The following is a 26,917-nucleotide window of genomic DNA, read 5'->3' as shown; positions in this document are numbered from 1 at the left end:
TATTGATGACCTTTGTCTGTTTTAGTCCGGCAATAAAGTGGATAATAATAGGCTTTACTTATATTTCAAGTAACGCTATAATCGATCCTAAATAATGCGCCGCTGTTCGGCAGCAACTGTCAATGTTTGCTGCAGATCCACTACGTCGCCGATGATAATGATAGCAGGATGCCCTATCTGATGCTCCTTGCTTATTCTGACGAGATCCTTGACTTTGCAACGCACCTGTCTTTGTTGCGGCAAGCTCGCATGTTGTATAATTGCTGCGGCTGTTTCTCCTTTGCTGTGCAAAACATAGGTGCGTGCTATTTCATCGAGCTTACGCATTCCCATATAGATGACTACAGTAGATCTGCTCTGAACTGCCAGGGCCAGATCGGCAGATAGGGATCCGTCCTTTTTCATACCTGTTAATGCCCATACGCCTTCACTTACACCACGATGTGTCAGCGGAATATCATTGAGGCCGGCGCCTTGCATGCTGCTGATGCCCGGAATGTAGGTCATGTTAATTGATCTGTTTTGTACGGTAAGCCATTCTTCAAAGCCGCGCCCAAAAAGATAGGGATCGCCACCTTTAAGCCGTACCACTCTTTCGTATCTTTCGCAATAGTGAAGGATGAGCCTATTGATTTCTTCCTGGGGCACGTATTTTCCGTAAGGATGCTTGCCGACATAGTGTTTTAAACAGTTTTTATCTGCTATTTGAAGGATTTCTTTATTAATTAAGTTGTCATATAAGATCACTTGTGCATTTTCTATTGCTTTATATGCTTTCAGGGTGAGTAATTCGGGGTCTCCAGGGCCAGATCCTACAATAAATAACGATGTTGTGCTTAATTTTTCCATGTTATTGTTGTTTTTGTTGTTGAATTATATGTAAATCTATTAAAAAATCTGATATAAATCATAAAAACTACAATTATTTACAGTTTTTTATTGAAAAAATATTACTAAAATCATATTTATTTTGATTTTTTAATTTTTTATTGCATAAATTAGTGTTGTTAAAATATTAAATTGAATTTTTATCATAAAAAATAGCAGTTATGGAAAGAAAAAAGGTTGTTATTGTTGGTAATGGTATGGTCGGTAATAAGTTTTGTGAAAAATTAAAGCAGAAAATAAACGATCTGGAAATAATTGTGTTTTCAGAAGAGCCGATACGAGCTTATGATCGTGTTCATTTGACAGATTACTTCAAAATTTCGTCTATTGACGAGCTTTTCTTGTTAAAAAATGAGTGGTATTTGGAAAATAATGTAAAAATTCATTTAGATGATCCAATTGTTGCTGTAAATCGATTAAAAAAAGAAGTGGAATCTCAAAAAGGTATCACAGTCAATTATGACTATCTGGTTTTTGCGACTGGTTCTGCTCCTTTTGTTCCACCGATTCCGGGCATTGAAAAGGAAGGGGTATTTCTATATCGTACCATCGAAGATCTGGATCTGATCAAAGCTTATGCGGCAAAAGCGAAGCGTGGTACAGTAATGGGCGGTGGACTTTTGGGACTCGAAGCTGCGAAAGCAATGGTGGATCTTGGTCTGGAAGAGACTGCCGTGATCGAATTTGCCCAACGCCTGATGCCGCGTCAGATTGATGATAGCGCCAGTATGTTGTTGCAACAAAAGTTGTCAGAACTAGGCTTGACCTGTTTATTGCAAAAGTCGACAAGCCAATTGCTGGGGGATGATCGCCTGACGGGGATTGCTTTTCAGGATGGTTCGTCGATAGAGACGGATTTATTGGTGATTTCAGCAGGTATACGTCCCCGTGATGAGCTGGCCAAGAAAATTGGACTGGATGTTGGTGAAAGGGGCGGAATATTGGTTAATGCGCAGATGCAGACTTCTGATCCTGTAGTTTATGCTATCGGTGAGTGTGCCTTAGTGAATGATATGATCTATGGTCTGGTAGCACCGGGCTATGAAATGGCTGAAATTGCGGCATCTCATATTGTGGGGGAAGAGAAATCCTTTAAGGGATTTGACATGAGCACCAAACTGAAACTGATGGGAGTTGATGTGGCTAGTTTTGGAGACGCTTTTATCAGTGAGCCTTATGCACGCACGATCTTATTGGAGGATCGTAATAAAGGTATTTATAAACGATTGAACGTAAGTAAAGATGGAACGCGTCTGCTGGGTGGGATACTTGTCGGGGAAGCGGCAAGTTACAACATGTTGCTTCAGATGGTCAATAATAGCCTGCCGTTGGCGGAACACCCTGAACTCCTTCTTTTGGGCCAGCAGAGCGAAAGTAAGTCGGCTTCTGCTGGTCTGGAGGCTCTTCCTGATGCGGCATTGATTTGCAGTTGCGAAGGTGTCACTAAAGCACAGATCTGTGATGCTGTGATAACTGGTCATTGTGAAAATGCAGATGCGGTAAAGAAATGTACCAAGGCTGGATCGGGATGTGGCGGCTGCGTGCCGATGGTCAAGGACCTGGTCAATTATACGATGAAACAGCAAGGGAAATATATCCGGAGTACCATTTGTGAACATTTCGATCTGAGCCGCCAGGAACTATATGACCTGATCAAGATCCATGAGCTGAAAAGTTACGATCATGTATTGGATGCGCTAGGCCGCGGACATGGCTGCGAAGTCTGTAAACCGCTGGTGTCTTCCTTGCTAGCGAGCCTTTGGAACGAAATGATTCTTGGCAAGGGTAATGATGTGGCTCAGGATAGTAATGACCGTTATTTGGCCAATATACAGAAGGGTGGGACCTATTCAGTTGTTCCGCGCATTCCGGGAGGTGAAATTACCCCAGATAAACTGATTGTTATCGGGGAAGTCGCTAAGAAGTACAGCCTATACACAAAAATTACGGGCGGACAGCGCATTGACCTATTTGGTGCACATCTCAATGATCTGCCGTTTATCTGGGAAGAACTTATTGCTGCCGGCTTTGAAAGCGGACATGCTTATGGCAAGGCACTACGGACTGTCAAAAGCTGTGTGGGCAGTACCTGGTGTCGGTTTGGGCTGCACGATAGTGTTTCTTTTGCGATACGGATAGAGGAACGTTACCGTGGTCTTCGTGCTCCACATAAGATAAAGTCGGCTGTTAGTGGTTGTATCCGCGAATGTGCCGAGGCGCAGAGTAAGGATTTTGGAATTATTGCGACGGAAAAAGGCTGGAACCTCTATGTGTGCGGTAATGGCGGAAGTAAGCCGCAGCATGCTTTGCTGCTTGCATCGGATATCGATAGTGAAACCTGTATCCGTTACATTGACCGTTTCCTGATGTTTTATATCCGCACTGCGGATCCGCTGACCCGGACTGCTACCTGGCTCAATAAAATGGAAGGCGGAATAGATTATTTAAGGAATGTTGTGGTAGAGGATGGCCTGGGTATGGGGGAGGCCTGGGAGCAGGATATGCAGCTGCTTGTCGATAGTTATCGCTGTGAATGGAAGGTAGCAGTGGAGAATCCGGAAATTCGCAAACGCTTTGTCCACTTTGTTAATGCACCCGAAGAGAAGGATGAAACTGTTCGCTTTGACAGCTTTCGCGGACAAAAAAAAGCTGCTGATTGGAACGTCAGTACCTATTAAATATAAAATCGCTAAACCTTTTAATTGAAATCATATGAATACGCAAATTGACATGAAATGGCTGAAGGCTTGTCGGATAGAAGATGCTATTGAAAATGGTGGAGTCTGTCTTAAATTGAATAACGAACAGGTGGCGCTGTTTTATTTCGCCCGCCGCAATGAGTGGTATGCCACACAAAATGAATGTCCGCATAAACGGCAGATGATTTTAAGCCGCGGCATGCTGGGCTCTTTGGGTGAAACGCCTAAAGTCGCCTGTCCGTTCCATAAGAAAACCTTTGCGTTGGATACAGGCGAATGTCTTTCGGGTGACGAATGTGCCATTAAGACTTATCCTGTGAAGGTGGAAAACGGAAGTGTTTTTATTGGGATGACTGCTTAGGAGAAATAAAAATAATTGAATCTAAAACCTTTTAAAACAAAAATACGATGGATTATATTAGCCCTAAAGAGGTAGCTGGTGCCATGATGAACACCGCTATCTACAAATCTTCGCTTCCGGTCAAAGATCTACTGATACGGGGAGCATTGTCAGGTGCCTTATTGGCAATTTCTGTTACACTCGCACTTTTGGCCACTTCGCAGACAGGATTGGGATTAGTCGGTGCATTCGTTTTTCCTGTAGGGTTTGTTATTATCGTCATCCTCGGTTTGGAATTGGTGACAGGCAGCTTCTCTCTCGTACCTTTAGCCTGGTTTGAAGGTAAAATCAATTTTAAGGCTATGGCCAATAATTTACTCTGGGTTTTTCTAGGCAACTTGCTTGGAAGTGTCCTCTTTGCGATTTTATTTTGGGCTGCTAGTACAGAAACTGGACATTCGAGCCAGCTCGGAAACATCGAACAGAGCCTGATCCTGATCAGCGAAAAGAAAACGCTTGGATACAGCGCCCATGGTGCAGCAGGCTTGTTTTCGGCTTTTGTTAAAGCTATTTTGTGTAATTGGATGGTCTGTATGGGGGTGGTGATGTCCATGACGTCTAAGTCTACTCTTGGCAAAATACTGGCTGCAGGTATTCCGATCTTTATATTCTTTGCATTAGGCTATGAGCACGCAGTGGTCAATATGTTTGTGATTCCTGCCGGGATGATGTTCGGTGCAAAAGTGACTATCTCCGACTGGTGGCTGTGCAATCAGCTGATTGTAACAGCTGGAAATATTGTCGGCGGATTGCTGTTTACAGGGATGGCTATCTATTATACCTATCATCAAAAAGAAAAAGTGTCGACTTCACAAAACTAGATTTTTATGCATCAGATAAAACAATTATTCATGTTACTTCTATTGTTAGCTATTAGCATGGAGTCTTACAGTCAGGAAAAAACAGTCAAAGGGAGTTTGTTTGAGGGAATTGTCGTGGCAGGATACGCTGATCATGGTGCTTATATCAATTGTACTGGACCAGCGGTGAAATATATATTCAGCCCGAAAAGTTGCCTGTTGTTGGGTTTATTGCCGAGCTTAAAACTTAAAGAAGATAAGGTTGAAGCAGGGAAGCCAAAGAATTCCTGGGTCACCCCGTCTCTAGGCTTTGGTCTGACGGCCGTATTCCGGCATATTGCTATTCAGCTGCCCGCATTTTACGCGGCGAAAACGGGTACTGCTGATGGCAAGTGGCGTTTGGGGGTCGGTTTAGGCTATAAATTTTAGTGTGATGTATTTTTAGGGAAGTATATGGATTGGGGAGTCGTTAGCCGTCTTAGGCTGTTTCACTCCCCATATTTTCTTCCGAAAGATCATGCAAAAGCTGGAAGTTTTTAATAAAGATATTTTTTTTGTCCATCGCTATCGCCTCTAGATCGATAAGTTCACCTAGCATGCGGTAAACGGTCTCGTAAGTAGTGCCTACATAGGACGAAAGATCTTTTTTACTCAAGGTGAGACCGATATATCCGTCCATGTTTTCCTCGCCAAAAATACGGTAGAGTAACAATAAGCTCCAAGCAAGTCGGTTTTTAACAGGAAGCTGTGTCAGGTTGGTCATTTTTTGCTCAGAAAGATGTAGTTCGTCGGCAAAAAATAACATCAGCCGATAGCTCAATTCGGGATTTATGCGTAGTGTGGACAGAAAAAATGGCAGTTCCACGAAGCAGAGCTGCGTGACATCCAAGGTAGTTGCCGAAATGGGATAGACGGTTTGTTCAGTACTGATACCGCGATGGCCTACGATATCTCCCTTTTTTGCAAAACGAACAATGGTTTCCTTATCTCCAAGATTGCGGTGAACTTTGACAAGTCCAGACTGGACAAAATAAATACCCCGAACCGATTGCCCTTCGGTAATAAACTGCTCGCCTTTTTTCAATCTGATATTTGTTCGGTGCAGGTCGATTTGTCCAAGCCAGTCTTGTAGGACATAACGGCACATAAGGCAGGAGTGGTCGCAAGTATTTACTTTTTTCGATTTCATGAAGGCCTGATTCGTATAACGGACGGTGTGTTATCTGTCCAAAGTTATTATCTATTCGTTTAAATTCCTATTTTACCTTCTATAAAAACAGTATATCTTTTGATTTTAACTTATTAATGTGTGGAACTGGATGAAATTTTGCATCTCCATTATGGTTGGCATCTTGTTGATGCTGTCATTTGAAATCAGCATTTATTGTTTTCTTCGGTTTAGTGTAAAGACCAATAGTATGATGAAGCTAAGGATTTATTTAATTTTTGTTACTCTTTATTGTATGTTGACGCTGTTTTTATCCTGTGGTTCCAAAGAGAAACAGCGGGAAAAGGTATAATAAATTTAAAAATTCATCGAGAGAAAAAAATGAGGGCGATGAGTTTCTGTTAGTCCACCTTAAACCGTTTGGGATATTCGCCTGTGGTATCTAGGCTAAAAAAATCATCGAATTTTTCTTTAGGCGTATGGGCATAATAGTCGTTAAGTAGCCCTAAAAAACCTTCGAGGTTAGGTGCAATAACATTCCGGTCATTGTCTTTATTCCAGTATTCAATCAATTGACCTGCCTGTCCGGTAAAGATGCCACCTAGATCATAGCAGATATAACTTCCACCGCCGTTGTGGAATATAGGGATCCAACGTTCATTCCACCAGTTTTCGATTTCAAAGTCCATACCAATCATATTGGTCAATTCCTGCGCTGTATCCAGCGCCTCTTCTAGTGGGATGAAAGTCGAATTGTTAACAAAGGCTTCATAACTTGTATTGCGCTGCCCATTTTTCCAGCGATAGAGTGCTTTAAGATCATGAGGTATTTCAATATCATATTTCTGTTCAAGGGCCCTAAAATCTTCTGCCGATAACGGGGATTGTAGATCGGTATACAGTTCAGGTCTTAGATTTTGGATATAACTGTCTAATGTCGCTAGCGTCTGTTGCATAATCGTCGATTTTTGATGCATTCCTAAAGTTAGTCATAATTGGCTGAGTATGCGAATTATCATGTGCGCTAAGGATCGTAAGAAAAGTTAAAAATGTTAATAATTATTTAATGGGAATTAGTGTAAATTTATGTCAGCATAAAGCTGTAGCTATGTTCATTATTGGATAAAACGATAGCAGATGTTCAAGTGTTATTTATGCAGGTATCCTTTTTATAATTTACTGAATACGGATGAAAAAGATCGAACTAGTCCCACTTGTTGGGATTCAAATTGAAGGTATTGGTCAGGTTAATCTCGGTGCGGGCCGTGCTGAAGTTCAAAATGTACTTGGTGCTCCTTCAGATGCGCTGGACGACCAATATTATTATGATGAACTCGAATTGAGACTTGATTTTAATGATCAGGGAACATTGGAATTTATAGAAAGCATCAATGGACCCTATCCAGAAAAAACTGAAATCAGTATCTATGGTGTTAATCCGTTTCAGGTCGAAGCGACCGAACTTGTAAGCATCCTGCGTGATAAAAATGCGGGTGAGGTTGATGATGCCGAAGCGGGATATTGCTATACATTTTTAAATAGCTCTGTTGGTGTCTGGAGACAGATTACTGAAGAGGATGTTCAGGAGGAGATTGAGGAAATCAAAGCCGATGGCGAATACGAAGACAATGCGGATATGCTGCTGGAGGACCTTAAAAAGTCAAAGTTCTTTTGGACGATTGGCATTGGCGTAGCGGGATATTACGCGGAATAAAGATAAATAATCTACTGAAAAGTTGCCTAAACTCTAAGGGCTTTGTTGGACATTCTTTTTGAAGAGCTTACTGAACGACTGTGGATGTTCGAGACTGAGACCTTGCCCTTTGGAAGCGCCAGTGATGAACCATACCTTTTGTGATTTCATGTTTTTTTGTTTTTAAATAAATTGATGATACAAAGATGGCCGATCCACCGATTTTGGAGGTAGGCAGATCAACGGATCTTGTAGTCAGATCGTGGATAAGCTATTTTTTCTTTAAAACAATTTTTGCTTTTAAGTGCTTTATTTAAAGGTGATGCAGATCTATTTTAAGGTTGTGCAGCATGAATGGTAGTTAAACTTTAAAGACGTTGATATGTTAAACAAAAATGATGTTGCCCCTGATTTTACCTTGTATGCGACACCCGATCAAAAAATTAGCTTATCAGAATTCAAGGGGCATAATGTGATCTTGGCATTTTATCCGGCAGATTGGAGTCCGGTATGTAGCGATCAGATGGCCTTATATAATGAAATGCTCAAATATTTCAAGAAATATGATGCGGAGATTATGGGTATCTCCGTTGACAGCAAATGGTGCCATATGGCCTTTGCGCAATCCCGAAAGCTGCATTTTCCACTTTTAGCCGATTTTGAAGCTAAAGGCGAGGTCGCCAAGAAGTATGGTGTTTACGATGAAGAGGAAGGGGAGTGCAAGCGCGCACTTTTTGTGATTGATAAGGAGGGCGTTATCGCTTGGAGTTATCTGTCTCCGACTGCGGTCAATCCGGGTGCAGACGGTATCATCGAAGCATTGGAGAATCTTAAATCAAAATAATTATGTCATTGAAACCGAAGGTCAGCAATGCTGACCATATATTGGGAAATGGCCAGGCCGATCTGACCATTGTTGAATATGGGGATTACCAATGTCCGCATTGTGGTGCAGCTCATCCAATTATAAAAGAAATGATGGCCGAACTGGGAAGCCAGATCAGGTTTGTATTCCGCAATTTTCCGCTTTCGGAGATGCACCCCTATGCAAAACCCGCAGCATTGGCGGCGGAGGCTGCAGCACTGCAAGGGAAATTTTGGGAGATGCATGATGCCATTTTTGAAAACCAAAACTTGCTGAGCGAAAGATTGCTGCTGGATATCGCCGAGCAACTGGACTTGGACATGTCGAAGTTCAAATCTGATTTGCAGGACGAAGCGTTGCAGGATCGCGTGGATGGCGATTTTGAAAGTGGTATGCTGAGCGGCGTTAATGGGACACCGACATTTTTTGTTAATGGACAGAAATTTGACGGTGGAGCGGAAGATTTGGTTCAAATATTAGGTGAAAACTGAATATATGAATACTATTTAAACACAGGTGAGCACACGACGAGAAGTCTCTTGCAGGATAATAGATCATATCGTAAAAACGAATGAATCTGTTGTATAAATAACGAAATATCGTTGTTTTTAAATTGACTTTTAATTTTTTAATATACTTAAATACAGTTGTATATGTTTGTTGGACTATGAATTGCAATCCAATTAACATATCATGTAAACAATAAAATTCTTAAACTATTCATCATGGCAACATTCAAAGTTCAAGACGGAACAGAAATTTATTACAAGGACTGGGGAACAGGACAACCGATCGTATTTCATCATGGTTGGCCTTTATCCAGCGACGATTGGGACGCGCAGTTGATGTACTTCCTCGAAAAAGGATACCGTGTGATCGCACACGATCGCCGGGGTCATGGTCGCTCGACACAGACGGCAACGGGAAATGAGATGGATACCTATGCGTCGGATATTGCACAATTGGTAGAAGCATTGGATTTAAAAGATGCCATCCATATTGGTCACTCAACAGGTGGTGGCGAGGTCGTTCGCTACATAACCAATCACAGTACTTCTCGGGTTTCAAAAGCTGTATTGATCAGTGCGGTTACCCCGACCATGGCTAAGAGTGCTACAAATCCCGATGGTGTACCAATGGAGGTTTTTGACGAAATAAGATTGAATACGGCAACACGCAGACAACAGTATTTTCAAGATTTTACCCTCGCTTTTTATGGCTATAACCGCGATGGAGCGAATGTACAGCAAGGCGTGATGGACAACTGGTGGCGGCAAGGTATGATGGGCGGTATTAAGGCACACTATGATTGTATCAAAGCGTTCTCTGAAACTGATTTTACAGAAGAACTTAAAAAAGTCGAGATTCCTGTCTTAGTATTGCATGGTGAAGATGATCAGATCGTACCGATTGATATAACGGGTAGAAGAGCGGCTAAGTTAGTCCAAAATGGTACTTTAATTACCTATCCCGGTTTTCCACATGGAATGCCTACTACAGAAGCGGAGACCATTAATAAGGATATTTTGGCTTTTATTAGCGGAAAATAAACGCATACACTAAAAAGCGATAACAAAAGATGCTGCCTTGATATACGATCAGGACAGCATCTTTTTGTTATCCTATCTTAGAACTATATCTATTGGTCGCTTGGGCTGGAAAGAAAGTGACAGATGAGCATTGCTATTCCGGCAAATGCAATTGAGCTTAACCCAAGTTCTTTACCTAAATAGGCTCCTGCCAGACAGCCAGCAAAAAATCCAGTATGGCAATGTTATTGTCCGTATTGCCCAAATCGGTGTAAAAAGTTTTTGAAGTATTTCCATCTTTCCAGTGTCTAGCTGTTCATTGAACTAGTTCAAGAAAAACGGGAAAGAAAAAATGTACTAAACAATGGATCTTGCGGAATCCCTTCGCGGTCCATTAACGTATTTCTGGATTATGAAAAAGGGGACTTTAGGTTTTTGAATTGAATGGATTAAATTTTAGGTGTGTCAATACTTGTTTTTATAATTTATGTTACATAAAAGATAAATTTTGATTATTTAATGGTGTGCTAAACCTGTTTAGGTAGTAATGTTGTTGATATTAATTAAATATTTGTTAACATTACGGTAAATTATAAACCAAGTCAAAGCATCAACTTTGAAGCAAAATTCTAAACCAGACTAAAAATGCAAAAAACATTACTAATCAGTATGGCATTGGGTCTCTCATACCCCACTTGGGCTAATGTAGAGCGCGATTATGTCAAATTGAATCAAGAGGTGCACAGTATTGCAGTTCAATCTACCGTGAAAGGGGTGGTGAAAGACAAAAACGGAACAACCTTGTCCGGAATTACCATTACCAATTTAACCAGCCAAAAAACAACCTCAACGAATGTAGCGGGTCAGTTCACGATTGAAGCCACTATAGGGCAAAGACTCAAATTGACAGGGATAGGCTATAGTGAAAAGATCGTCAGCGTGACGGCAGGGCAGATCGATATCATCATGGAATCTAAAGATACCGAACTGGAGGAAGTTGTGGTGGTCGGTTATGGTACGCAGAAAAAAGTGAATCTTACCGGTGCAGTAGACCAAGTGGGATCGGAAGCTTTTGAGGGACGCGTACTGGGTAATGCAAGCCAGATGCTCCAAGGTGTAATTCCCAACTTGAATGTAACCCCAGCAGATGGTAAGCCCAATCGTGCACCAAGTTTCAATATCCGTGGGACAACTTCCATTGGTCAGGGTGGAAGTGCACTTGTGCTTATTGATGGTGTCGAGGGTGACCTTTCGGCGATCAATCCCAATGATATTGAAAGTGTAACTACACTCAAGGATGCGGCTTCATCTGCGATTTACGGCTCCCGCGGTACCTTCGGGGTAGTTTTGGTTACAACGAAACGTGCCAAGTCCGGAAAAACTTCGATCAACTATTCAGGAAGTGGCTCTTTTCAAAAACCTGTAACCTTGCCTAAATTCGTGACAGATGGTTACGAATATGCTTCGCATTTCTTTACAGCCTATAATGCCTGGAACAATTATTCATCGATTCCGAGCAAGCTCAACAAGACACAGATCTTTACAACAGATTGGCTGGAAGAATTTAAGAGAAGAAAAGAACAGGGCATTACCGAACAGGTCACTGTCGACGATAAAGGTAATTATGTATACTACGGTAATGAAGATTATTACGGTACGTTGATCAAGGACAATACGTTTGTCCAGGATCACAACCTGTCCATCAGTGGTAATTCAGAAAAAATGGATTACTATATTTCTGGACGTGCTTACGACTACAATGGCATGTACCGCTACAACAGTGATAAATATAAGACCTATAATACACGTGCAAAAGCGGGACTTCAGGTCACCGACTGGTTACGGATAAGCAATAACATCGATTTTAATTATGCCAAATACAGAGACCCATCGACTGCTGGCGAAGGTGGAAATATCTGGCGCAATATTGCCGATGAGGGACACCCTTCTTCGCCGATCTTTAACCCTGATGGATCTATGAGCTTCTCTGCAGCCTATACAGTAGGGGATTTTATCTACGGTAAAAATGGTACGAATACGGCAAATCAGGATCTCCGCAACACAACTTCTTTCGAGACTAAGTTTTTCAACAACACGTTCCGCGTTAAAGGGGATCTGACTTTTAGAAATCGCGATTTTAATTCGGTAAGAGTCCGTGTACCTGTTCCGTATAGCACACAGGAGGGAAAGATGTTGCGGTTGGAAACAAGTATGAACGACAATATTTATCAAGTAGACCAACGCTACCGTTACTTGTTTGGAAATCTCTACAGTGAATATGAACGCACAATTGGCGATCATTATTTTAAAGGTTTGCTCGGATACAATTATGAGCAGCGTACCTACAATTCAACCTATATTACCAAAACAGGTCTACTCAATGATGATGTTGAAAATATCAACCTCGCAGTAGGGCAGAATACCACAGCGACAGCGGGATATAACAAGTACCGTAATGTCGGGGTATTTATGCGTGCCAATTATATTTTCAAGGACCGTTACCTTTTTGAATTCAATGGCCGCTACGATGGTTCGTCCAAATTTCCGACAAACCAACGATGGGGACTATTCCCTTCCGCATCCGTAGGCTGGCGTATTTCTGAAGAGCCATTCTTCCAGGTGGACAAAAGAGCACTTTCTGATCTAAAGCTAAGAGCGTCCTATGGCTCATTGGGTAATGGTAATGTCGATCCGTATTCCTATTTGGATATTTACGAGATCAAGATTATGGATCGGGTATTGAACGGACAGAAGCCGGCATATACTTCGGTGCCTAAGGTGATCCCGGATAACTTAACTTGGGAAACAGCGCGCACAGCAAACTTAGGTCTTGATCTATCGTCTTTAAATGGAAAACTGACTTTTACGGGCGATATCTATCAACGCAAGACCTTAAATATGTATACCTTAGGTGTAGCTTTGCCTGATATCTTTGGTGCGGAGTCGCCGAAAGGGAACTATGCTGACATGACCACAAAAGGTTTTGAAGTGAGCCTGACTTATAAGGATAGATTCGATGTGAACGGTAGTCCTTTCAATTGGTCCGTAAGGGGTACTTTGGCTGATTATAGATCCAATATAGACCGTTACGAAAATAAAGAGGGTTTAATCAAAGATGGATCGTATTATGAAGGTCAGCGCATCGGCGAAATATGGGGCTATGTAACACAGGGTTTATTTCAGAATCAGGCGGAAATTGATGGTGCTGCAAAACAAAAATTGATCAAATCGTCAAACAATGGTACAATATATCCAGGTGACGTACGTTTTGCGGATCTAAATGGTGATGGTGTAATTGATTATGGAAATAATACGATTTATAGCCATGGTGACAGAACTGTAATCGGTAATGCCGATCCACGATATATCTACAGTTTTAACCTTAATCTGGATTGGCAAGGTATTTATTTCTCATCTTTCTTCCAGGGGGTGGGTAAACAGAATTGGTACCCGAGCAATGAATCTATTTTTTGGGGACAATACAATCGACCTTACAACAATTTGCCGGAATGGCACCTCAACAATTATTGGACTGAAGACAATCCAAACGGTTATTTTCCTCGTTATGCTGGGTACAATGAATCTATCAAAACAACGCCACAGACAAGATATCTTCAGAACGTTGCCTATATACGGATGAAAAATATACAGATCGGATATAGTTTTCCTAAATCTGTAACCAACAGGTTAAAAATCAGTAGTCTTCGGGCTGGACTTTCGGGCGAAAACTTATGGACCTGGTCGCCTCTTTACAAAAAAACGAAGGATCTCGATGTCGGTAATCTGGGCAAATCTGATCCGGAGATCGGAACGGGTTCTGGCGACGGATTTAACTATCCGATTATGAAGAGTGTTAGTTTTAATTTATCTATTGGCTTATAGTTTTTTATTATCATGAAAAAATTATTTTATATACCTATTGTTGCGCTTTTGTTCTCCTCCTGTGAACTAAACGAGCTGCCGAAGGCAGGTGCCACCGAGGAGGATATTTTCGGGAGCGAAAGTGGATTAAAAAATTACAGCAACTCATTCTATCGGAATATTACCTCTGGTAGTGACGCTTATAAAGGTGACGCTATGGCTGACTATTCGGCCGTAAATAACCTCAATGATTTTATGGTCGGCGGCGCTTACAGTGCTGAGATCAGTTCGGGGTGGTCCTGGACTACCCTGCGTAATATCAACCAATTGATAGCTAAATGTAATAGTCCCAAATTGAGCGATGCCATCAAAAATAATTATATCGGCTTAGCCCGCTTTTTCAGAGCTTGGTTCTATTATGAGAAAGTAGTTCGTTTTGGCGATGTGCCTTGGGTAGATCACCCTTTGGCGGTTGATGAGACGGATATTCTTAAAGCACCACGGGATTCGCGCGAAGTGGTCATGAAACACATCATGGAAGATCTGGACTTTGCCTACGCCAATATCACAAATACGGCGGGCGACGGTAGTACGGTTAATAAATGGACAGCACTGGGTTTGAAGACCCGAATTGCGCTGTTCGAAGGAACATTTCGTAAATACCAAAAGCTCAATTTGGCTACACAGCCGGAAGTATTTTTCCAGATGGCGGTAGACGCTGGCAAGATTTTAATGGAAAATGGTCCTTATGGGCTTAATATCTCCGCAGACCCTAAAATATCACAGCGACAGTTGTTTACCAGTAATACGCCAGTGACAAAAGAGGTTATGTTGGCCGTAACTTTCAGTAAAGATCTTGCGCTTTTGAACGACGCCAACTGGTGGTGGACATCTGCAACCTACGGTCCACGTTTAAGTTTGGTAAGGCCTTTTATCAATAGTTTTTTGAATGTTGACGGTACTCCTTATACGGATAGACCGAACTTTCAGACTGAGGAATTCTATGAGGAGTGTCAAAATCGCGACTTGCGCTTGGCGCAGTTGATCCGGACGCCAGGATATTCCCGTAATGGACAGCCTGCTCCCCCAAATTTTGCAAGTTTTACTTATACGGGGTATCAACCGATCAAGTATACTCTAGACGATCCCTATTATGACAATGGCGGTTACAATACCAATGCGGTTCCTTTAATGCGTTATGCGGAAATATTATTAAACTATGCTGAAGCGAAACAGGAACTAGGTACTTTCAATGATGCGGATTGGTCGAAAACTATTGGAGCATTACGTTCAAGGGCTGGAATAACAAGTGGAACGAATACACTGCCAACCAAAGTGGATACCTACTTGAAAAACACATTCTTCCCCGAAGTCAATAGCCCCGTGCTTTTAGAAATACGTCGTGAAAGACAGGTGGAATTAGCCCTGGAGGGTTTCCGTTTCAATGATTTGAAGCGATGGAAACTTGGACCGCTTATGGCAAATTTGCCTTGGACGGGAATTTATATCCCTGCTTTAGATAAGCTGATTGATATCGACCACAATGGAACTCCAGATGTTGTGTTCTATGATGGAAGTAAATCAGCTCCTTCGATAACTGTTCCTGCAGGAGTATCCAAGGTGGCTATAGGGGGTAAAAGTACCAATTTCCAGACAATGACTTCGGACAATCACCTGGAATGGTTTAAAGCTGTGAAGCGTACTTGGGATGACAACAACAAGCAATACCTTTACCCAATTCCGTCTGCAGCGATTGTGCTGAACGGAAATCTGACACAAAACCCAGGTTGGAGTAAATAGGAATTTAACTTATTAGTCCCCATAAAAGAAGGCTCNNGAGCCTTCTTTTATGGGGACTTTAGATTATATGGACGCTAGATCTAGGTAATTTTAATTAAGTTTAGGTGGAGCAAAACCAGTATATATGAACTTAGAAATTAATTTACCCACCTATTCCGAAGAGTTGGGGCTACAGGCGTCATGGGAACCTGGATTCGAAATTGCAGTTCACGTTGTTGCCAACGAAATTGTAATTCGAGCCAACAAACAGGGACTTATTTCATTGGCCAAGCAACTTTTGATACTCGCGCAGGATGAGGTGCCTAAAGGCACCCATTTCCATTTGGATGAAACGAATGCCCTTGAAATGAACGCTGTTCCGATGATTTTAGAAAAACGATAAAGATCATGAAAATACATCACCTCATAAGAAGCAGCCTACTTTTTTTATGTTTAAACTGCATGACGTTGATGGCTGTTGGGCAGGAAATTTTGTATGTATTTCCAGATTCCGTAGAGAGAATACTGGAACAACATTTAAGTAAATACAGCCTAAATAATGATAAAGAAAGGGTTTATTTGGATCTCGCTAGAAACGATAAATTTTATCGGTTAACAATCGGAACCTATTTTGTTGACCGGGATGATGATGTGACCCGTTGGATTAAAGCGAGCAATCGCTTGGGTTTAGTTAATACAAAGAAATATCCCCTGTTGATTGATGTGGATTTTGATTTCGGCGCACCAGAAGAGACGGCTTTGGGGACTTTTGGAAAACGAGAAGGAAAGGTCAAACGTACGCGGGTTCTGATGCATGGCTTTAGCGTGAAATTCACTAAAAATGGAGCGATTTTGAAAGAATAGGATAACAGGCCATGGGTACAAATCTCTCCCTATAAAAGTCGGTGGATATAGACTTTTATAGGGGGAGAATAGCAAAGAAGTTTTTGATTCTTTATAATGTGAAGGATTGTCTTTTCCTTCGGTAAAAGTTTGAGCGGGTTTTTCGTATGTTGGTGCAACATCGGCTCACTGTTCTGCAAAATAGGCTGATCCATACAATGGCCAAACCAGCCGCCGATCGCTATCTGGAATTTATTGAACTATACCCGACTATTTCCCAAAGGGTACCGCAATACTATATTGCATCCTACTTGGGGGGGGCACCCGAATTTGTCAGTATTATACGTAAGCGGCTTGCTGCAAAGGAATAACAAGCAGTTCGAATGGCTCCATGTTGAAACACGTAGGTGATGACATGGGCCATTCGATTTAGAAAAAAGAAGGATGCTTTCCAAAAAGTGAATGTATTTATGCGTTGAGTTTTTCGGTAGCTTGATTTGAGCTGTGTACCAACTATATTTTGAGCTTTCGGACAACTAGACTTTGCAAAAGGTATGAGATATTTGCTACCTTTAGGCAGGGACTGATTTTAGCTATCGGTACCCGTAATCGCAGAGCTGTTTAAAATAAATCGTATTGAGCATGGAAGAGAAAGATTTTGGGAATGCCTTTTTGTATTCCTGTTATGTCGAGAAAGCATTTGGGCACGAACAGTTCATTCCCGAACATGTCGTTTTTTTTCAGCTATCTGGTGAAACACATCTGGACCATCAGAAAGGAAAATTGGTGGCGACAGAAGGGCAGATTGTGGTTGCCCGTAGAAACCAACTGGCCAAAGCTTTTAAATATCCCGCGAAAAATAATATTTACAAATCTGTTTCAGTATTGCTGGGGGCTGATCGGCTGAAACAATACGCGATGGACCATCACCTCCGTTCGGACAAAAAGTATCAGGGTGAGTCCAATATTGTACTGGAAAGTAACCTGTTTATAAAAAGTTATTTTGAGTCATTGACCCCCTATGCGGAAGCCATCGACCGAGTGAGCCCGCAGATGGAAAATATCAAGATCTATGAATTGATCACCTTGTTGTTGGAAAGCTATCCACAGTTAAAAGACCTGCTTTTTGACTTTTCGGAGCCGCATAAGATTGATCTCGAGCAGTTTATGGTTAAAAACTATCGGTACAATGTGCCTTTAGAAAACTTTGCCAAACTAACTGGGCGGAGTTTAGCAAGCTTTAAACGTGATTTTGAGAAAATATTCCAGACCTCTCCCCGAAAATGGCTGCAAGAAAGACGTCTTTCTGAGGCTTATTATCTAATTGAAAATAAGCGTCAAAAACCTGCAGATTTTTATCTTGATCTGGGTTTTGAAAACCTTTCTCATTTTTATGCTTCTTTCAAGGAGAAGTTTGGCATAACACCAGCGACGATCAATTCCGTTGCTTAACATTATTTCCGCCACCAGTAGCTAGGTGTTAAAGGGGGCTGATCGAGGTCAATGACCTGGCCGATCATGGGGGTAAGCATAGGCTGTTGTTGTCGTATTGCTTCCTTGGAAATACGTTCTAGAGGTTCATTCCAGGCATGATTGGCCAATACAAACTTGGACGAATGAACCGGAAACAGTAAGGAAGCTTTGAGATCATGTGCCGCTTGGACAACCTCCGCCGGCATCATGTGTATGTGTTTCCAACTGAGGTCGTATTGGCCATTCTCCAATATAGCCAGGTCAAAAGGGCCCAATTGATTACCTATCTCTTTGAAGTGGTTATAGTAGCCACTGTCCCCGCCTAAATAGAGCCGTATGGAAGGTGTTTGGAGCGCTTAAAAAAATAATCGTATAGGGCGACGGTCCAGGGCTGCGTGAGCTGTGGTGTAGGGCTGCTATTCTGGAATTTTCCGCCTTTAAACTGTTTCGATAGCTGTATGCGTTGAAGTCTTTCACCCGAGGGTCTTTTGCCGAATTGTGGATGCATCATATATAGTCCGATAAGAGCGATGAGAACTGCCAGTCCTAAGATTGTTCTTTTCAAAAATAGAAGCCACTTCTTACTGTTGTTTCTTGTTGCCATCTGCATATTGTATAGCAACAAATATAAGACTGCTGAGACAGATCTATTTTTGCTGATAGCTCAAATTTATGTGCTGTATGGCTCATTTCGGCAGATTCTCCGATCCACAATATAAAGAAAGTCTTAAAGCCCATAAAAATTCTTCTTTTACGCTCGGGAGTTGGTTGGATTATAGTTGGCTGGATATTAAAAAAAAGGGGGCTGTCCGATCTTTTTGGACGCCCCCTTTTTTTACCCTTTGTAAGGTTTTTTAGCGGCTTCGATGAGCTCTTTCATTTCTAATTTAATGTAATCTACATTTGGGGTAGATCCCGTAAGAAAATAACGTATATTTCCTTCCTTATCAATAATAAATTTTGCTGGAATTCCTTTGACTCCGAATTTCGCGGCCATAACTTCTCCGGTTTGTGGATCTTTTTGATCGTCATAGAGCACTTCAAAAGGATAATTATTCTTGGTGATAAAGGATATCACATTTTCCTTATAGTTCTTATCACGCTCCCAGGTATTCATGAATAAGAATTGTACATCCTTATCATCTGCATAAGAGTCCTGTGCTGCCTTCATTCCTGGAAATGAACGGATACATGGCTGACACCAAGTTGCCCAAAAATCCAATACCACAACTTTTCCCTTTAAACTGGCTAGGGATACTTTTTCACCTTTAAGATTGAGTAATTCAAAATTAGGTGCAGGTTTAAAAGTTGCCATTTCTTTGATATGGTTGCGAATGTTTTGCGTTAACTCTATTTTTAAGGATGCATTAAAATTCTCGTAGCCTTGAACAGATCCGTTCAATTCAGTATATAATTTTTTAAGATCATTTTCGACCGCAAATTGTCCTTTAGCATATAACTTGGTGAGAATATTATATGCCTCAAGCTTTCTTCCTGTGCCCATTAAAGATTTGTAGTATACCATCGCTAGACCATCCGCTTGCTCTGGCGCAGCTTTGAGCGCATTCTCAATATAATTTAGCGCTTCAGCGTATTTTTTTTGAGCAACAAGAATATTTACATAGGCTGACATGGAGCTTGCGTATCCCATCGCTGCAAAGCGAGCTTTATTGTCTTTTTGGTTCTCGGGAAGTGTTAAATAGTAATAGCTATCATCCATAGCGGTCTTTAGTAGTGGAGCCGCTGTAGTCGTGTCGCCTGCGCTCAGCAAAATTTGACCAACAGGTATATAGCCATTTCCGCGCCAGAATCGTTCTTTCAATTCTCCTAGATAATATACTGCTTTTGGGGCATTTCCTTCGTTGGCAAAACTTTGTGCTAAATTAGCCAATACATAATCATAAGTCAGTGGTTCTTCCTTGAAGTTTTTAACGGGCCATTTTTTTATGAGCTCATTATATGCTTTTTCTTTTTGTGCTGGCGTACTTGCATTGTAAAAAACATCTGTGATAAAGGCATCACGCGTTAGTGATCCTTTTGGATATTTTTTCTTAGCCAGTATTTCTGCAGATGCCTGCAGATCTTCTTTCCCTAAAGAACGCAAAATGTTGATTGTAGTACGGTAGTCTTCTTCCGATTTATACGTCTTTAATTCGCTCATTAATACATTAGCAAGCGAATCCTTTTGTACCAACGTACCTTTTTCTATAATGGGGAGATACTGTTGGTATTTGTTTTTTGCTGGTTGTTGTGCAAAAGATGCTGTTAGCGAAAACACCAACGCAGCCGTTAAGATTTTTGTTTTCATTTTTTGTCTGTATGATTTTTTAAATTCATTAATCTTCGTATCCTGGATTCTGTGTCAGTTTATTGTTGATCAAAATCTGGGCTTGTGGAATAGGATACAAGACATCCGTGGCCTGCCAGTTTGATTTGATTGGAGACAATACAGCGGTAGCACGATCGGTCCGCTTGAGGTCGAGCCAACGATGGCCGAACTCACCGAAAAATTCGTGTAGGCGTTCCGTTTCAATTGCAGATAGTAATTGTGTTTGGTTTAAGCTTGAATTAAGTCCTGCAAGTCCAGCGCGAGAACGGACAGCATCCACATCTGTCCGGGCTTCAGCAAGTTTTCCTAGTTTAGCCCTCGCTTCCGCGCGAATAAGATACTGCTCGGCTAAGCGAAGCATAATATGGTATTCGGAACCTGTTCCCGAGGATACTTTATATTTGGTTATGGCATAATAGATTTTGTTGGAGACCGTTTTTGAACTTGTCCAATTTGTTTTTCTTAAGTCAACCGTTGGAGATGTCTCAAAGCTATTGTACACAGCGTCCGGTAGGGTGTAGCCGGGTGTAGCTGTAGCCGCGGTAATATAATTGGAGCCAAATGTCGTTACTCCCGTTTGATTGCCAAGTTGAAGGATAACCTCATTACTTGAGTTTACAAAATTTTTATCTGGTGTCGGCATGCCATAATCAGATGACTGTAATACTTTGGTCGCATAAGATTCGGCATTTTGATAATCCTTTTGGTAAAGATAAACTCTTGCCAATAATGCACTTGCAGCAGTTTTGTTAGCTCTTCCTCTCGGGCTTGCTGTTGCATCATAGGCCGTCGCCATCTTACTTTCTGCATCTTTTAGATCAGCAATAATCTGATCATATACTTGCTGTGCAGAAGTTCGCGGAAGAATTGCATCTTCAAAAGCGTGGAGGTCATCACGTAATTGCAACGGCACATCACCATAAAGGTTGACGAGATAGAAATAGGTATAGGCCCTAAAAAATTTCGCTTCGCCCAGGAGCTGATCTTTTACACTTGGGGTAAGGCTGGTGGATGCGTCGAGACCTGATATCGCATTGTTTGCATTCTTGATAAGTTGGTAGCAATTTGACCAGAAATTAGCGACATTCCCATTTGTGTTCAGCAGGTTATTGCTGGCGAATTCCGAGGTATTTGCATCAGCCGCATTGTATTGAAGGTCGTCTGCAGCGATTCCCGTATAAAAGGTTGAAGTCCCGGCGAGATTGATGCTTAATGTTGTGGTATACAATCCGCGTATGACACTATTTGCAGAAGCATCTGTGGAGAATGCTTCGCCAGCTACAACTTGTGTCGGTGGAGCGCCCAATTCCACAAATTTTTCGCAGGAGCTGGTCAAAAGACTTCCACTGGTAATTGCTAATAATAATATGTTTTTATTGATGTTTAATTTCATGATCTCTAGTTTTAAAATTGACAGTTAAATCCAAATACAATCGTCCGTAATGGAGGCAATACCTGGGCAATCGTTCCAGTTCCTAGACCAGATGGACCGCCTTGTACGGTCGTTTCGGTATCCAGGACATATTTGTTCTTGGCCCAAGTAAAGAGATTTTGCCCTTGCATAAATACATTACAATTAGACATTTTTAATTTCGAAGTCCAGCTTTTGGGCAGGTTGTAAGATAAATTGACAGACCTCAATTTAATATAGGAAGCATCCCCATACACTGCATCGGAGTTGGTGTATTGGTTATAGGAATTGCTTAATAAGGCGCCGTCAGCTGATGATGCCGGTACTGTCGGGATAATTGCTCCCGGGATATTGGTATTGCTGTTATTTGGTGTCCATCTGTCCAACCAGTAATCGTTTTGGTTGACCAACGCACCTGGTCTTGTGTTGAGGATTTTAGTTACTCCAAAGCGGTGGTTAAATTGAAAGAATACTCCCAGTTCAAAGCCTTTGTAGGAAAAGGTATTGTTAAATCCACCATAGAAAGGTGTACCTAAATCTGCCACATAAAGGTCGTTAGCTGTAATAACCCCATCACCATTGCGATCTTCGTATAACGCTCTTCCTGTTGCGGGGTCTACACCTTGATAGTGATACAAACGGACCATATTGAGCGGCTCACCAACTAGAAAGCTACTTGAATAAAATGTGTTTTCAATTCCAGGAAATTCGACAAGTTTGTTTTTATAAAACGTGAAATTAGCAGATGTTTTCCATGTAAAATTTTCATTTGTAATATTGGTGGTGTTCAACTCCAATTCCAAGCCTGTATTTTGGATCAATGCCGGTAGGTTTTCTTTGTAACTGTTGTAGCCCGTTTGAGTACTTAAAACTAAATCAGTTATCTGGTCAGAAGAACGATTTCTGAAAAAGTTTCCAGTAAACAAAATTCGATCCTTCAAGAAACCTAGATCTAAAGCAAACTCCAGTTTTTTGGTTGTTTCCCACTTGATATATTCATTTGGAAGTGTTCCAATATTCATGGAAGGATTATTCAGATATGCGGTTGTTGAAGAGTAGAGTGGAAGATAAAGGTAATTTGAAATTTGATCATTACCTGTAGTTCCATAGCTCGCTCTCAATTTACCAAAACTTAAAAACGTTAGATTATCTTGTATAAAATCCTCTTTTCCAAAGACCCATCCTAGCCCTATTGCTCCAAAATTTCCGAATCGGTTTTTAGGTCCAAAACGAGATGAGCCATCTCTTCTAAAAGTTCCATTAAACAAATATTTCTCTTTCCAGTCGTAATTTACTTTTCCGAATAGTGCATTGTATTTGTAATATACAAGGTTATTGCTGGCAGTGAATAATCCTGCGGCACTGAGCGAACCTAAAAGTGCATCGTTTGAATAATTAGAACCATTGGTTGTCTGTGAACGGGATGAATTTTGCTGAAAACTTGTTCCAATTAATGCCGTAAATTTACCTTCGCCGATACTTTTTACATAATCCAATGTCGGTTCAATAATCCAATTTTCGGCCTTTGTATTAGAGAAACTGGAAGATCCAAGCGGGTTGGAGACGGTGTTGTTTAAGGAAGTAATTGGACGTTGATTATTTTGGTTCAACTGTGTGATGGTATAGCCAAAATTTGCTTTTGCAGTCAGTCCAGGTATAATTTTGTAACTCAGATTGGCGTTCGAGATCAAATTATTGGTATTACCAAAGTATTTCCGTTCGAGCAAGGCGATTGGGTTGTCAATAAAAGCTGATGACGGTAACCAATAGTATTTTCCATTGTCACCATAGATTGGATAATTGGGGGGCAAATTGTAGAGAGATGTGACATCAGAGGAAGGCATATCGGAATTGTCGTTGGCATAGCTAACTGATAAAGCGGCATTGAATTTTTTGTCAGAGGAGGTGTGATCCAAGTTTAACCGTGAGGTAAAGCGACTGTTTTTGCTATCTCCATAAAAAACAGTACTCTCGCGTCTATATCCCGAATTAAAGAAAAAGCGGGTAGATTCGTTTCCACCAGACATATTCGCTTGAACGTCGGTAATATGTCCTTTGTTTCCAATCAGCATTTTCTGCCAATCTGTCGATTTGTTCTGATCCCATAACATAAGATCTGGAGCGTTATCGGCTGTAGGTGTAACTCCAGCATTAGCAAAAGCCTCTTTTCTTAGCGTGAGATATTGTTCTAGGTTCAACATAGGGATAAAGTGGTTGACCTCGGTAAATCCGGTGTTAAAGTTGACACCAATGCGAGTACGACCTGCAGATCCTTTTTTTGTGGTGATCAATACGACACCATTTGCGCCCCGGCTACCATAGATCGCTGTAGCGTCGGCATCTTTCAAGACATCGATACGTTCAATATCCGCTGGATTAATCATGCTGAAGGGACTTAAGCCGCCTGAAGAAGCTGAGATACCAAATGAATTGAGGTTATCTGTTGCAGGTTGTCCGCCGTTAAAATTGGTAAATGGAACTCCATCAACCACGTATAGCGGTATTGAACCAGAGGTTGTTCCACTTAATGACGCTTGATTCCTAATCTGAATCTGAACAGCACTTCCGGGCACACCATTGTTTTGGGCGATCAATACACCAGACATTCTTCCCGATAGTGCGGCAAGGGGATTACTTACAGGTTGAGAGGTAATGTCCTTCGCTGTGATCGAAGCAACTGATCCCGTATTCAGTCTACGTGTTGTCGTACCGTAGCCAATAACAACCACTTCTTCTAAGCTTCCTTCTTCCGGTTTCAGTTTAATAGGAGTAGAATTGGCAATAAGCTGCTTTGCAGTGATATCAACCTTCTGATAACCAATAAAAGAAAAAGTAATAATGACATCGTCATTTGGAATACGCAGTCCCCATTGTCCATTGACATCCGTTGCGGTACTCGTTTGCATATTGCGGTATTCTGCTTTTTGCCAGTCCTTTATGATAACAGATACTCCTGCCAAAGGCGTTCCATTTTCATTGACTACTTGGCCCGCAATGTGTTGCTGATTCTCTTTTTTTTCTTTTATAGCGATAATGTCATTGTCCAATACTTCCCATGTTAGGTTGCTCCCGGCCAGAGACTGGGAAAGAAGATCTTTTACACTGATTTTCTTTCCAACAATATTGATTGTCGAGTTTGGGAGAGTCGATTTGCTAAAGAACATTTTGTATTTGCTCTTGTCATTGATTGTTTGAAATACATCTTCGAGTTTTCCTCCCTGGACGGAGACATCAATTTTTTCAGTTTGAGAATAGGCGAAGCTCTGTATATGCATGGCGCTAAGACAAATGAGCAGTAAAGCCAATCTCGACTCTTTTCTAAATTTGGGTTTTGTTTTGTTCATGTGAGTTATATAGGTTGATTGTTTTTAGAGTAGTTGTATTTGATTTTTCCCCGTTTTTTTAATTTGAAAGTAATTGACAGTTTGTAATGCTTTTAGGATATTTTCTAGTTGTTCGTTTTCGAATGTTGCTGAATAGCGTTGGTTAGCAACTGCTTTGTTTGTAATTTTAATTTCCACGCCATACATGCGTTCTAGTTTTAAGGCGATATCCAGTAATCTATCATCTTGAATGGTAATCCGATTTAATAACCATTCGGTTTCTAACGCGGATCCGTCTTTTTCAGAGATGGAAAATGGCTGAATAGCTATTGCCATAGGAGCCGATGCGGTTTTAGTAGTTGTAGATGGGAATTCCTTTTCAACTCCATATACCTTTCTGATCACAAACTTTTCTTTGGGCTTTAATATAAATTTCTGATTGTCAGTTCCTTTTTTCCAGATGGATACTTTGCCACGTACCAAAGCTGTTTGGGCATTATTTTCTTCGGCATAATCGCGCACATTGAAAGCGGTTCCCAGTACGCTAATTTCCATTCTTGGTGTATGAATAAGGAAGGGCTTGGATGGATTTTTGGAGACATCGAAAAATGCTTCCCCAATCAAAGTAACTTCACGTGTGCTGGAATCTTTGAATGAGGCGGGATAGATTATTTTGCTGGAAGCATTAAGTGTAACTTTTGTACCATCTTCTAGAACAATTCGCTGCTGTTGTCCGTTTGTTAGCGTAATTTCTCGATTGTTTGGTTGCGCAATTTTGTAAAGATAAAGAGCTGTAAAAGCGATACAGAGGATAGCTGCAGCTGCTGCAATTCTAGGGAAATTGAATGTTTTCTGATTCCTCCGAGTCAGTTTCTTTATAATTCTGCCATGAATGCGTGCTTTGAGTGCTTTCTGTACATGATCGGGTAGTGTTTTGATTAAATTCGGTCGGGATGAAAATGAATCGAAAAAACGTTCCACGACGTCCATTTCTTCCGAATTGGCTTCGCCTTTTAAGTATTTGTCAATTAGCTTTTCGAGCTCTTGGTTAGGATATTGCATATGATTAGTACAATGTTCACTTAAATAGTGCCCCTAAAAGGAAAAAATGTACTAGTCTAAATTGGTGTTTATTTGTAATTTACTTATTTACAGTTGTATAAAATTATGAGTAGCGTCAAAAAATGTTGGATAACAAGTTTTTTTAATTTTTGAATTGATACTCCGAGGTGATTTTGAACTGTATTTTGGGAAGTTTCTGTCAAATCACTAATTTCTTTTGTGGTAAGTCCATCTAAGTATCTCATTTTAAAGATTTCTTTTCTTTTTTGTGGGAGATGGGCTACCCATTGTTCAATTAAAGATTTTAAATCCTTTTCGGCATACTGATCTCCTTCCAGAATTTCATAACTTCGATAAAGGTGATGATTTTCTTCGATAAGGATATTTCTGCGTTTGTTTTTCTTATAGGTTTCAAAGACTTTGTATTTCATGCATGCAATGAGGTAGGATTTCAGGTTGTGAATCTCTCTACTGGGACAGTGTTCCCAAAGTTCAATAAATACATCCTGGACAATCTCTTCACAGGAAGCTAAATCTTCGAGTCTTTTGTAAGATTCATCTAAAAGTAAAGACCAATATTTATCATACAAAATATTGAAAGCCTCTAAATCGCCTTCTCGGAGCCTAGCTAACAAGCTTGCATCATTATGAGCTGGATCTTTATCGTTTTTCATGATATGATAGTGTGAAGTTGAATTCCTTAGATTGGTAGGGTTGAGGAATGTAACTTTTTTTCAATATTACAGATTTTATTAAATAAGGTCAAGATCTGTACGTATTTTTTATTTTTTGTG

Annotated in this window: 24 protein-coding genes; 14 read left to right on the top strand and 10 right to left on the bottom strand. The window is 41.0% G+C overall.

The genetic code is table 11. The features are described from left to right. Positions 1-87 precede the first annotated feature (87 nt). Positions 88-849, bottom strand: a complete 762-nt coding sequence (gene cobA / locus B3H30_RS06895; RefSeq protein WP_070567494.1) for a uroporphyrinogen-III C-methyltransferase — start codon at positions 847-849, stop codon at positions 88-90. 200 nt (positions 850-1,049) lie between these two features. Here cobA and nirB point away from each other — a divergent pair, with 200 nt between their 5' ends. Genes nirB through B3H30_RS06875 form a run of 4 tightly spaced genes read left to right on the top strand, consistent with a single transcriptional unit; the run spans position 1,050 to position 5,216 of the window. Further along, positions 1,050-3,566 carry a nitrite reductase large subunit NirB gene (gene nirB / locus B3H30_RS06890; RefSeq protein ID WP_083296018.1) on the top strand — a complete coding sequence of 839 codons (2,517 nt, stop codon included), beginning with the start codon at positions 1,050-1,052 and terminating at the stop codon, positions 3,564-3,566. Between the two features lie 34 nt (positions 3,567-3,600). After that, the gene (gene nirD, locus B3H30_RS06885; protein ID WP_070567492.1) at positions 3,601-3,948 is read left to right on the top strand and encodes a nitrite reductase small subunit NirD; all 348 of its coding nucleotides are present in this window, start codon (positions 3,601-3,603) and stop codon (positions 3,946-3,948) included. 47 nt (positions 3,949-3,995) lie between these two features. Beyond that, the gene (locus B3H30_RS06880; protein ID WP_070567490.1) at positions 3,996-4,808 is read left to right on the top strand and encodes a formate/nitrite transporter family protein; all 813 of its coding nucleotides are present in this window, start codon (positions 3,996-3,998) and stop codon (positions 4,806-4,808) included. Between the two features lie 30 nt (positions 4,809-4,838). Next, positions 4,839-5,216, top strand: a complete 378-nt coding sequence (locus B3H30_RS06875) for a hypothetical protein (RefSeq protein WP_232475702.1) — start codon at positions 4,839-4,841, stop codon at positions 5,214-5,216. A gap of 49 nt (positions 5,217-5,265) precedes the next feature. Here B3H30_RS06875 and B3H30_RS06870 read toward each other — a convergent pair whose 3' ends face one another. Together B3H30_RS06870 and B3H30_RS06865 are read right to left on the bottom strand one after the other, a co-directional pair. Continuing rightward, complete coding sequence (locus B3H30_RS06870; protein ID WP_070567486.1) at positions 5,266-5,976, bottom strand: Crp/Fnr family transcriptional regulator; 711 nt, start codon at positions 5,974-5,976, stop codon at positions 5,266-5,268. Positions 5,977-6,356: 380 nt separating this feature from the next. Continuing rightward, on the bottom strand, positions 6,357-6,911 hold the full coding sequence (locus B3H30_RS06865) for an SMI1/KNR4 family protein (protein ID WP_075994677.1): 555 nt from the start codon (positions 6,909-6,911) through the stop codon (positions 6,357-6,359). Positions 6,912-7,144: 233 nt separating this feature from the next. Between B3H30_RS06865 and B3H30_RS06860 the strand changes: the two genes are divergently transcribed. From B3H30_RS06860 to B3H30_RS06815, 10 genes are all read left to right on the top strand, one after another. After that, positions 7,145-7,669: a hypothetical protein gene (locus B3H30_RS06860; protein ID WP_070567484.1), complete on the top strand. Its 525-nt coding sequence runs from the start codon at positions 7,145-7,147 to the stop codon at positions 7,667-7,669. 361 nt (positions 7,670-8,030) lie between these two features. Beyond that, positions 8,031-8,492, top strand: coding sequence for a redoxin domain-containing protein (locus B3H30_RS06855; protein ID WP_088160607.1), 462 nt, complete (start codon positions 8,031-8,033; stop codon positions 8,490-8,492). Between the two features lie 2 nt (positions 8,493-8,494). Next, positions 8,495-9,004: a DsbA family protein gene (locus B3H30_RS06850; protein ID WP_088160608.1), complete on the top strand. Its 510-nt coding sequence runs from the start codon at positions 8,495-8,497 to the stop codon at positions 9,002-9,004. Positions 9,005-9,238: 234 nt separating this feature from the next. Further along, positions 9,239-10,063 (top strand): alpha/beta fold hydrolase, encoded by an 825-nt coding sequence (locus B3H30_RS06845; protein ID WP_145329225.1) that lies wholly within the window; start codon positions 9,239-9,241, stop codon positions 10,061-10,063. 624 nt (positions 10,064-10,687) lie between these two features. Further along, positions 10,688-13,924: a SusC/RagA family TonB-linked outer membrane protein gene (locus tag B3H30_RS06840; protein WP_286776790.1), complete on the top strand. Its 3,237-nt coding sequence runs from the start codon at positions 10,688-10,690 to the stop codon at positions 13,922-13,924. A gap of 12 nt (positions 13,925-13,936) precedes the next feature. Beyond that, positions 13,937-15,703, top strand: coding sequence for a RagB/SusD family nutrient uptake outer membrane protein (locus tag B3H30_RS06835; RefSeq protein WP_286776789.1), 1,767 nt, complete (start codon positions 13,937-13,939; stop codon positions 15,701-15,703). Positions 15,704-15,827: 124 nt separating this feature from the next. Continuing rightward, the gene (locus tag B3H30_RS06830) at positions 15,828-16,085 is read left to right on the top strand and encodes an Imm32 family immunity protein (RefSeq protein WP_286776926.1); all 258 of its coding nucleotides are present in this window, start codon (positions 15,828-15,830) and stop codon (positions 16,083-16,085) included. Positions 16,086-16,090: 5 nt separating this feature from the next. Beyond that, positions 16,091-16,546: a hypothetical protein gene (locus B3H30_RS06825; RefSeq protein ID WP_286776927.1), complete on the top strand. Its 456-nt coding sequence runs from the start codon at positions 16,091-16,093 to the stop codon at positions 16,544-16,546. A gap of 146 nt (positions 16,547-16,692) precedes the next feature. After that, positions 16,693-16,896 carry a hypothetical protein gene (locus B3H30_RS06820; RefSeq protein WP_286776928.1) on the top strand — a complete coding sequence of 68 codons (204 nt, stop codon included), beginning with the start codon at positions 16,693-16,695 and terminating at the stop codon, positions 16,894-16,896. Positions 16,897-17,167: 271 nt separating this feature from the next. After that, positions 17,168-17,977: an AraC family transcriptional regulator gene (locus B3H30_RS06815; RefSeq protein WP_286776929.1), complete on the top strand. Its 810-nt coding sequence runs from the start codon at positions 17,168-17,170 to the stop codon at positions 17,975-17,977. Between the two features lie 2 nt (positions 17,978-17,979). Here B3H30_RS06815 and B3H30_RS06810 read toward each other — a convergent pair whose 3' ends face one another. The 7 genes from B3H30_RS06810 to B3H30_RS06780 all read right to left on the bottom strand — a co-directional run bounded on the left by B3H30_RS06810 (position 17,980) and on the right by B3H30_RS06780 (position 26,797). Next, positions 17,980-18,336, bottom strand: a complete 357-nt coding sequence (locus B3H30_RS06810) for an MBL fold metallo-hydrolase (RefSeq protein WP_286776936.1) — start codon at positions 18,334-18,336, stop codon at positions 17,980-17,982. Next, positions 18,321-18,602: a hypothetical protein gene (locus tag B3H30_RS06805; RefSeq protein WP_286776930.1), complete on the bottom strand. Its 282-nt coding sequence runs from the start codon at positions 18,600-18,602 to the stop codon at positions 18,321-18,323. The genes B3H30_RS06810 and B3H30_RS06805 overlap by 16 nt, the downstream gene beginning before the upstream one ends. 231 nt (positions 18,603-18,833) lie before the next feature. Continuing rightward, on the bottom strand, positions 18,834-20,306 hold the full coding sequence (locus tag B3H30_RS06800; protein ID WP_286776931.1) for a redoxin domain-containing protein: 1,473 nt from the start codon (positions 20,304-20,306) through the stop codon (positions 18,834-18,836). Between the two features lie 28 nt (positions 20,307-20,334). Further along, entirely contained in the window at positions 20,335-21,720 is a 1,386-nt protein-coding gene (locus tag B3H30_RS06795) for a RagB/SusD family nutrient uptake outer membrane protein (RefSeq protein ID WP_286776932.1), read from the bottom strand. A gap of 11 nt (positions 21,721-21,731) precedes the next feature. After that, the gene (locus tag B3H30_RS06790) at positions 21,732-25,082 is read right to left on the bottom strand and encodes a SusC/RagA family TonB-linked outer membrane protein (RefSeq protein WP_286776933.1); all 3,351 of its coding nucleotides are present in this window, start codon (positions 25,080-25,082) and stop codon (positions 21,732-21,734) included. A gap of 24 nt (positions 25,083-25,106) precedes the next feature. Beyond that, positions 25,107-26,123, bottom strand: a complete 1,017-nt coding sequence (locus B3H30_RS06785; protein ID WP_286776934.1) for a FecR family protein — start codon at positions 26,121-26,123, stop codon at positions 25,107-25,109. A gap of 83 nt (positions 26,124-26,206) precedes the next feature. After that, the gene (locus tag B3H30_RS06780; protein WP_075991593.1) at positions 26,207-26,797 is read right to left on the bottom strand and encodes an RNA polymerase sigma factor; all 591 of its coding nucleotides are present in this window, start codon (positions 26,795-26,797) and stop codon (positions 26,207-26,209) included. Between the last annotated feature and the right edge of the window lie 120 nt (positions 26,798-26,917).

Origin of the sequence: Sphingobacterium sp. UBA7038, assembly GCF_002494055.1 — a bacterium.
GTDB lineage: Bacteria > Bacteroidota > Bacteroidia > Sphingobacteriales > Sphingobacteriaceae > Sphingobacterium > Sphingobacterium multivorum.
The sequence above is the reverse complement of the archived record's forward strand: the minus strand, read 5'-3'. Positions and strand labels throughout refer to the sequence as shown.

Bases quoted from the DNA above. Each gene is read 5' to 3' on its own strand.
- cobA (WP_070567494.1), bottom strand. From the start codon at position 849: ATGGAAAAATTAAGCACAACATCGTTATTTATTGTAGGATCTGGCCCT.
- nirB (WP_083296018.1), top strand. From the start codon at position 1,050: ATGGAAAGAAAAAAGGTTGTTATTGTTGGTAATGGTATGGTCGGTAAT.
- nirD (WP_070567492.1), top strand. From the start codon at position 3,601: ATGAATACGCAAATTGACATGAAATGGCTGAAGGCTTGTCGGATAGAA.
- B3H30_RS06880 (WP_070567490.1), top strand. From the start codon at position 3,996: ATGGATTATATTAGCCCTAAAGAGGTAGCTGGTGCCATGATGAACACC.
- B3H30_RS06875 (WP_232475702.1), top strand. From the start codon at position 4,839: ATGTTACTTCTATTGTTAGCTATTAGCATGGAGTCTTACAGTCAGGAA.
- B3H30_RS06870 (WP_070567486.1), bottom strand. From the start codon at position 5,976: ATGAAATCGAAAAAAGTAAATACTTGCGACCACTCCTGCCTTATGTGC.
- B3H30_RS06865 (WP_075994677.1), bottom strand. From the start codon at position 6,911: ATGCAACAGACGCTAGCGACATTAGACAGTTATATCCAAAATCTAAGA.
- B3H30_RS06860 (WP_070567484.1), top strand. From the start codon at position 7,145: ATGAAAAAGATCGAACTAGTCCCACTTGTTGGGATTCAAATTGAAGGT.
- B3H30_RS06855 (WP_088160607.1), top strand. From the start codon at position 8,031: ATGTTAAACAAAAATGATGTTGCCCCTGATTTTACCTTGTATGCGACA.
- B3H30_RS06850 (WP_088160608.1), top strand. From the start codon at position 8,495: ATGTCATTGAAACCGAAGGTCAGCAATGCTGACCATATATTGGGAAAT.
- B3H30_RS06845 (WP_145329225.1), top strand. From the start codon at position 9,239: ATGGCAACATTCAAAGTTCAAGACGGAACAGAAATTTATTACAAGGAC.
- B3H30_RS06840 (WP_286776790.1), top strand. From the start codon at position 10,688: ATGCAAAAAACATTACTAATCAGTATGGCATTGGGTCTCTCATACCCC.
- B3H30_RS06835 (WP_286776789.1), top strand. From the start codon at position 13,937: ATGAAAAAATTATTTTATATACCTATTGTTGCGCTTTTGTTCTCCTCC.
- B3H30_RS06830 (WP_286776926.1), top strand. From the start codon at position 15,828: ATGAACTTAGAAATTAATTTACCCACCTATTCCGAAGAGTTGGGGCTA.
- B3H30_RS06825 (WP_286776927.1), top strand. From the start codon at position 16,091: ATGAAAATACATCACCTCATAAGAAGCAGCCTACTTTTTTTATGTTTA.
- B3H30_RS06820 (WP_286776928.1), top strand. From the start codon at position 16,693: ATGTTGGTGCAACATCGGCTCACTGTTCTGCAAAATAGGCTGATCCAT.
- B3H30_RS06815 (WP_286776929.1), top strand. From the start codon at position 17,168: ATGGAAGAGAAAGATTTTGGGAATGCCTTTTTGTATTCCTGTTATGTC.
- B3H30_RS06805 (WP_286776930.1), bottom strand. From the start codon at position 18,602: ATGGCAACAAGAAACAACAGTAAGAAGTGGCTTCTATTTTTGAAAAGA.
- B3H30_RS06800 (WP_286776931.1), bottom strand. From the start codon at position 20,306: ATGAAAACAAAAATCTTAACGGCTGCGTTGGTGTTTTCGCTAACAGCA.
- B3H30_RS06795 (WP_286776932.1), bottom strand. From the start codon at position 21,720: ATGAAATTAAACATCAATAAAAACATATTATTATTAGCAATTACCAGT.
- B3H30_RS06790 (WP_286776933.1), bottom strand. From the start codon at position 25,082: ATGAACAAAACAAAACCCAAATTTAGAAAAGAGTCGAGATTGGCTTTA.
- B3H30_RS06785 (WP_286776934.1), bottom strand. From the start codon at position 26,123: ATGCAATATCCTAACCAAGAGCTCGAAAAGCTAATTGACAAATACTTA.
- B3H30_RS06780 (WP_075991593.1), bottom strand. From the start codon at position 26,797: ATGAAAAACGATAAAGATCCAGCTCATAATGATGCAAGCTTGTTAGCT.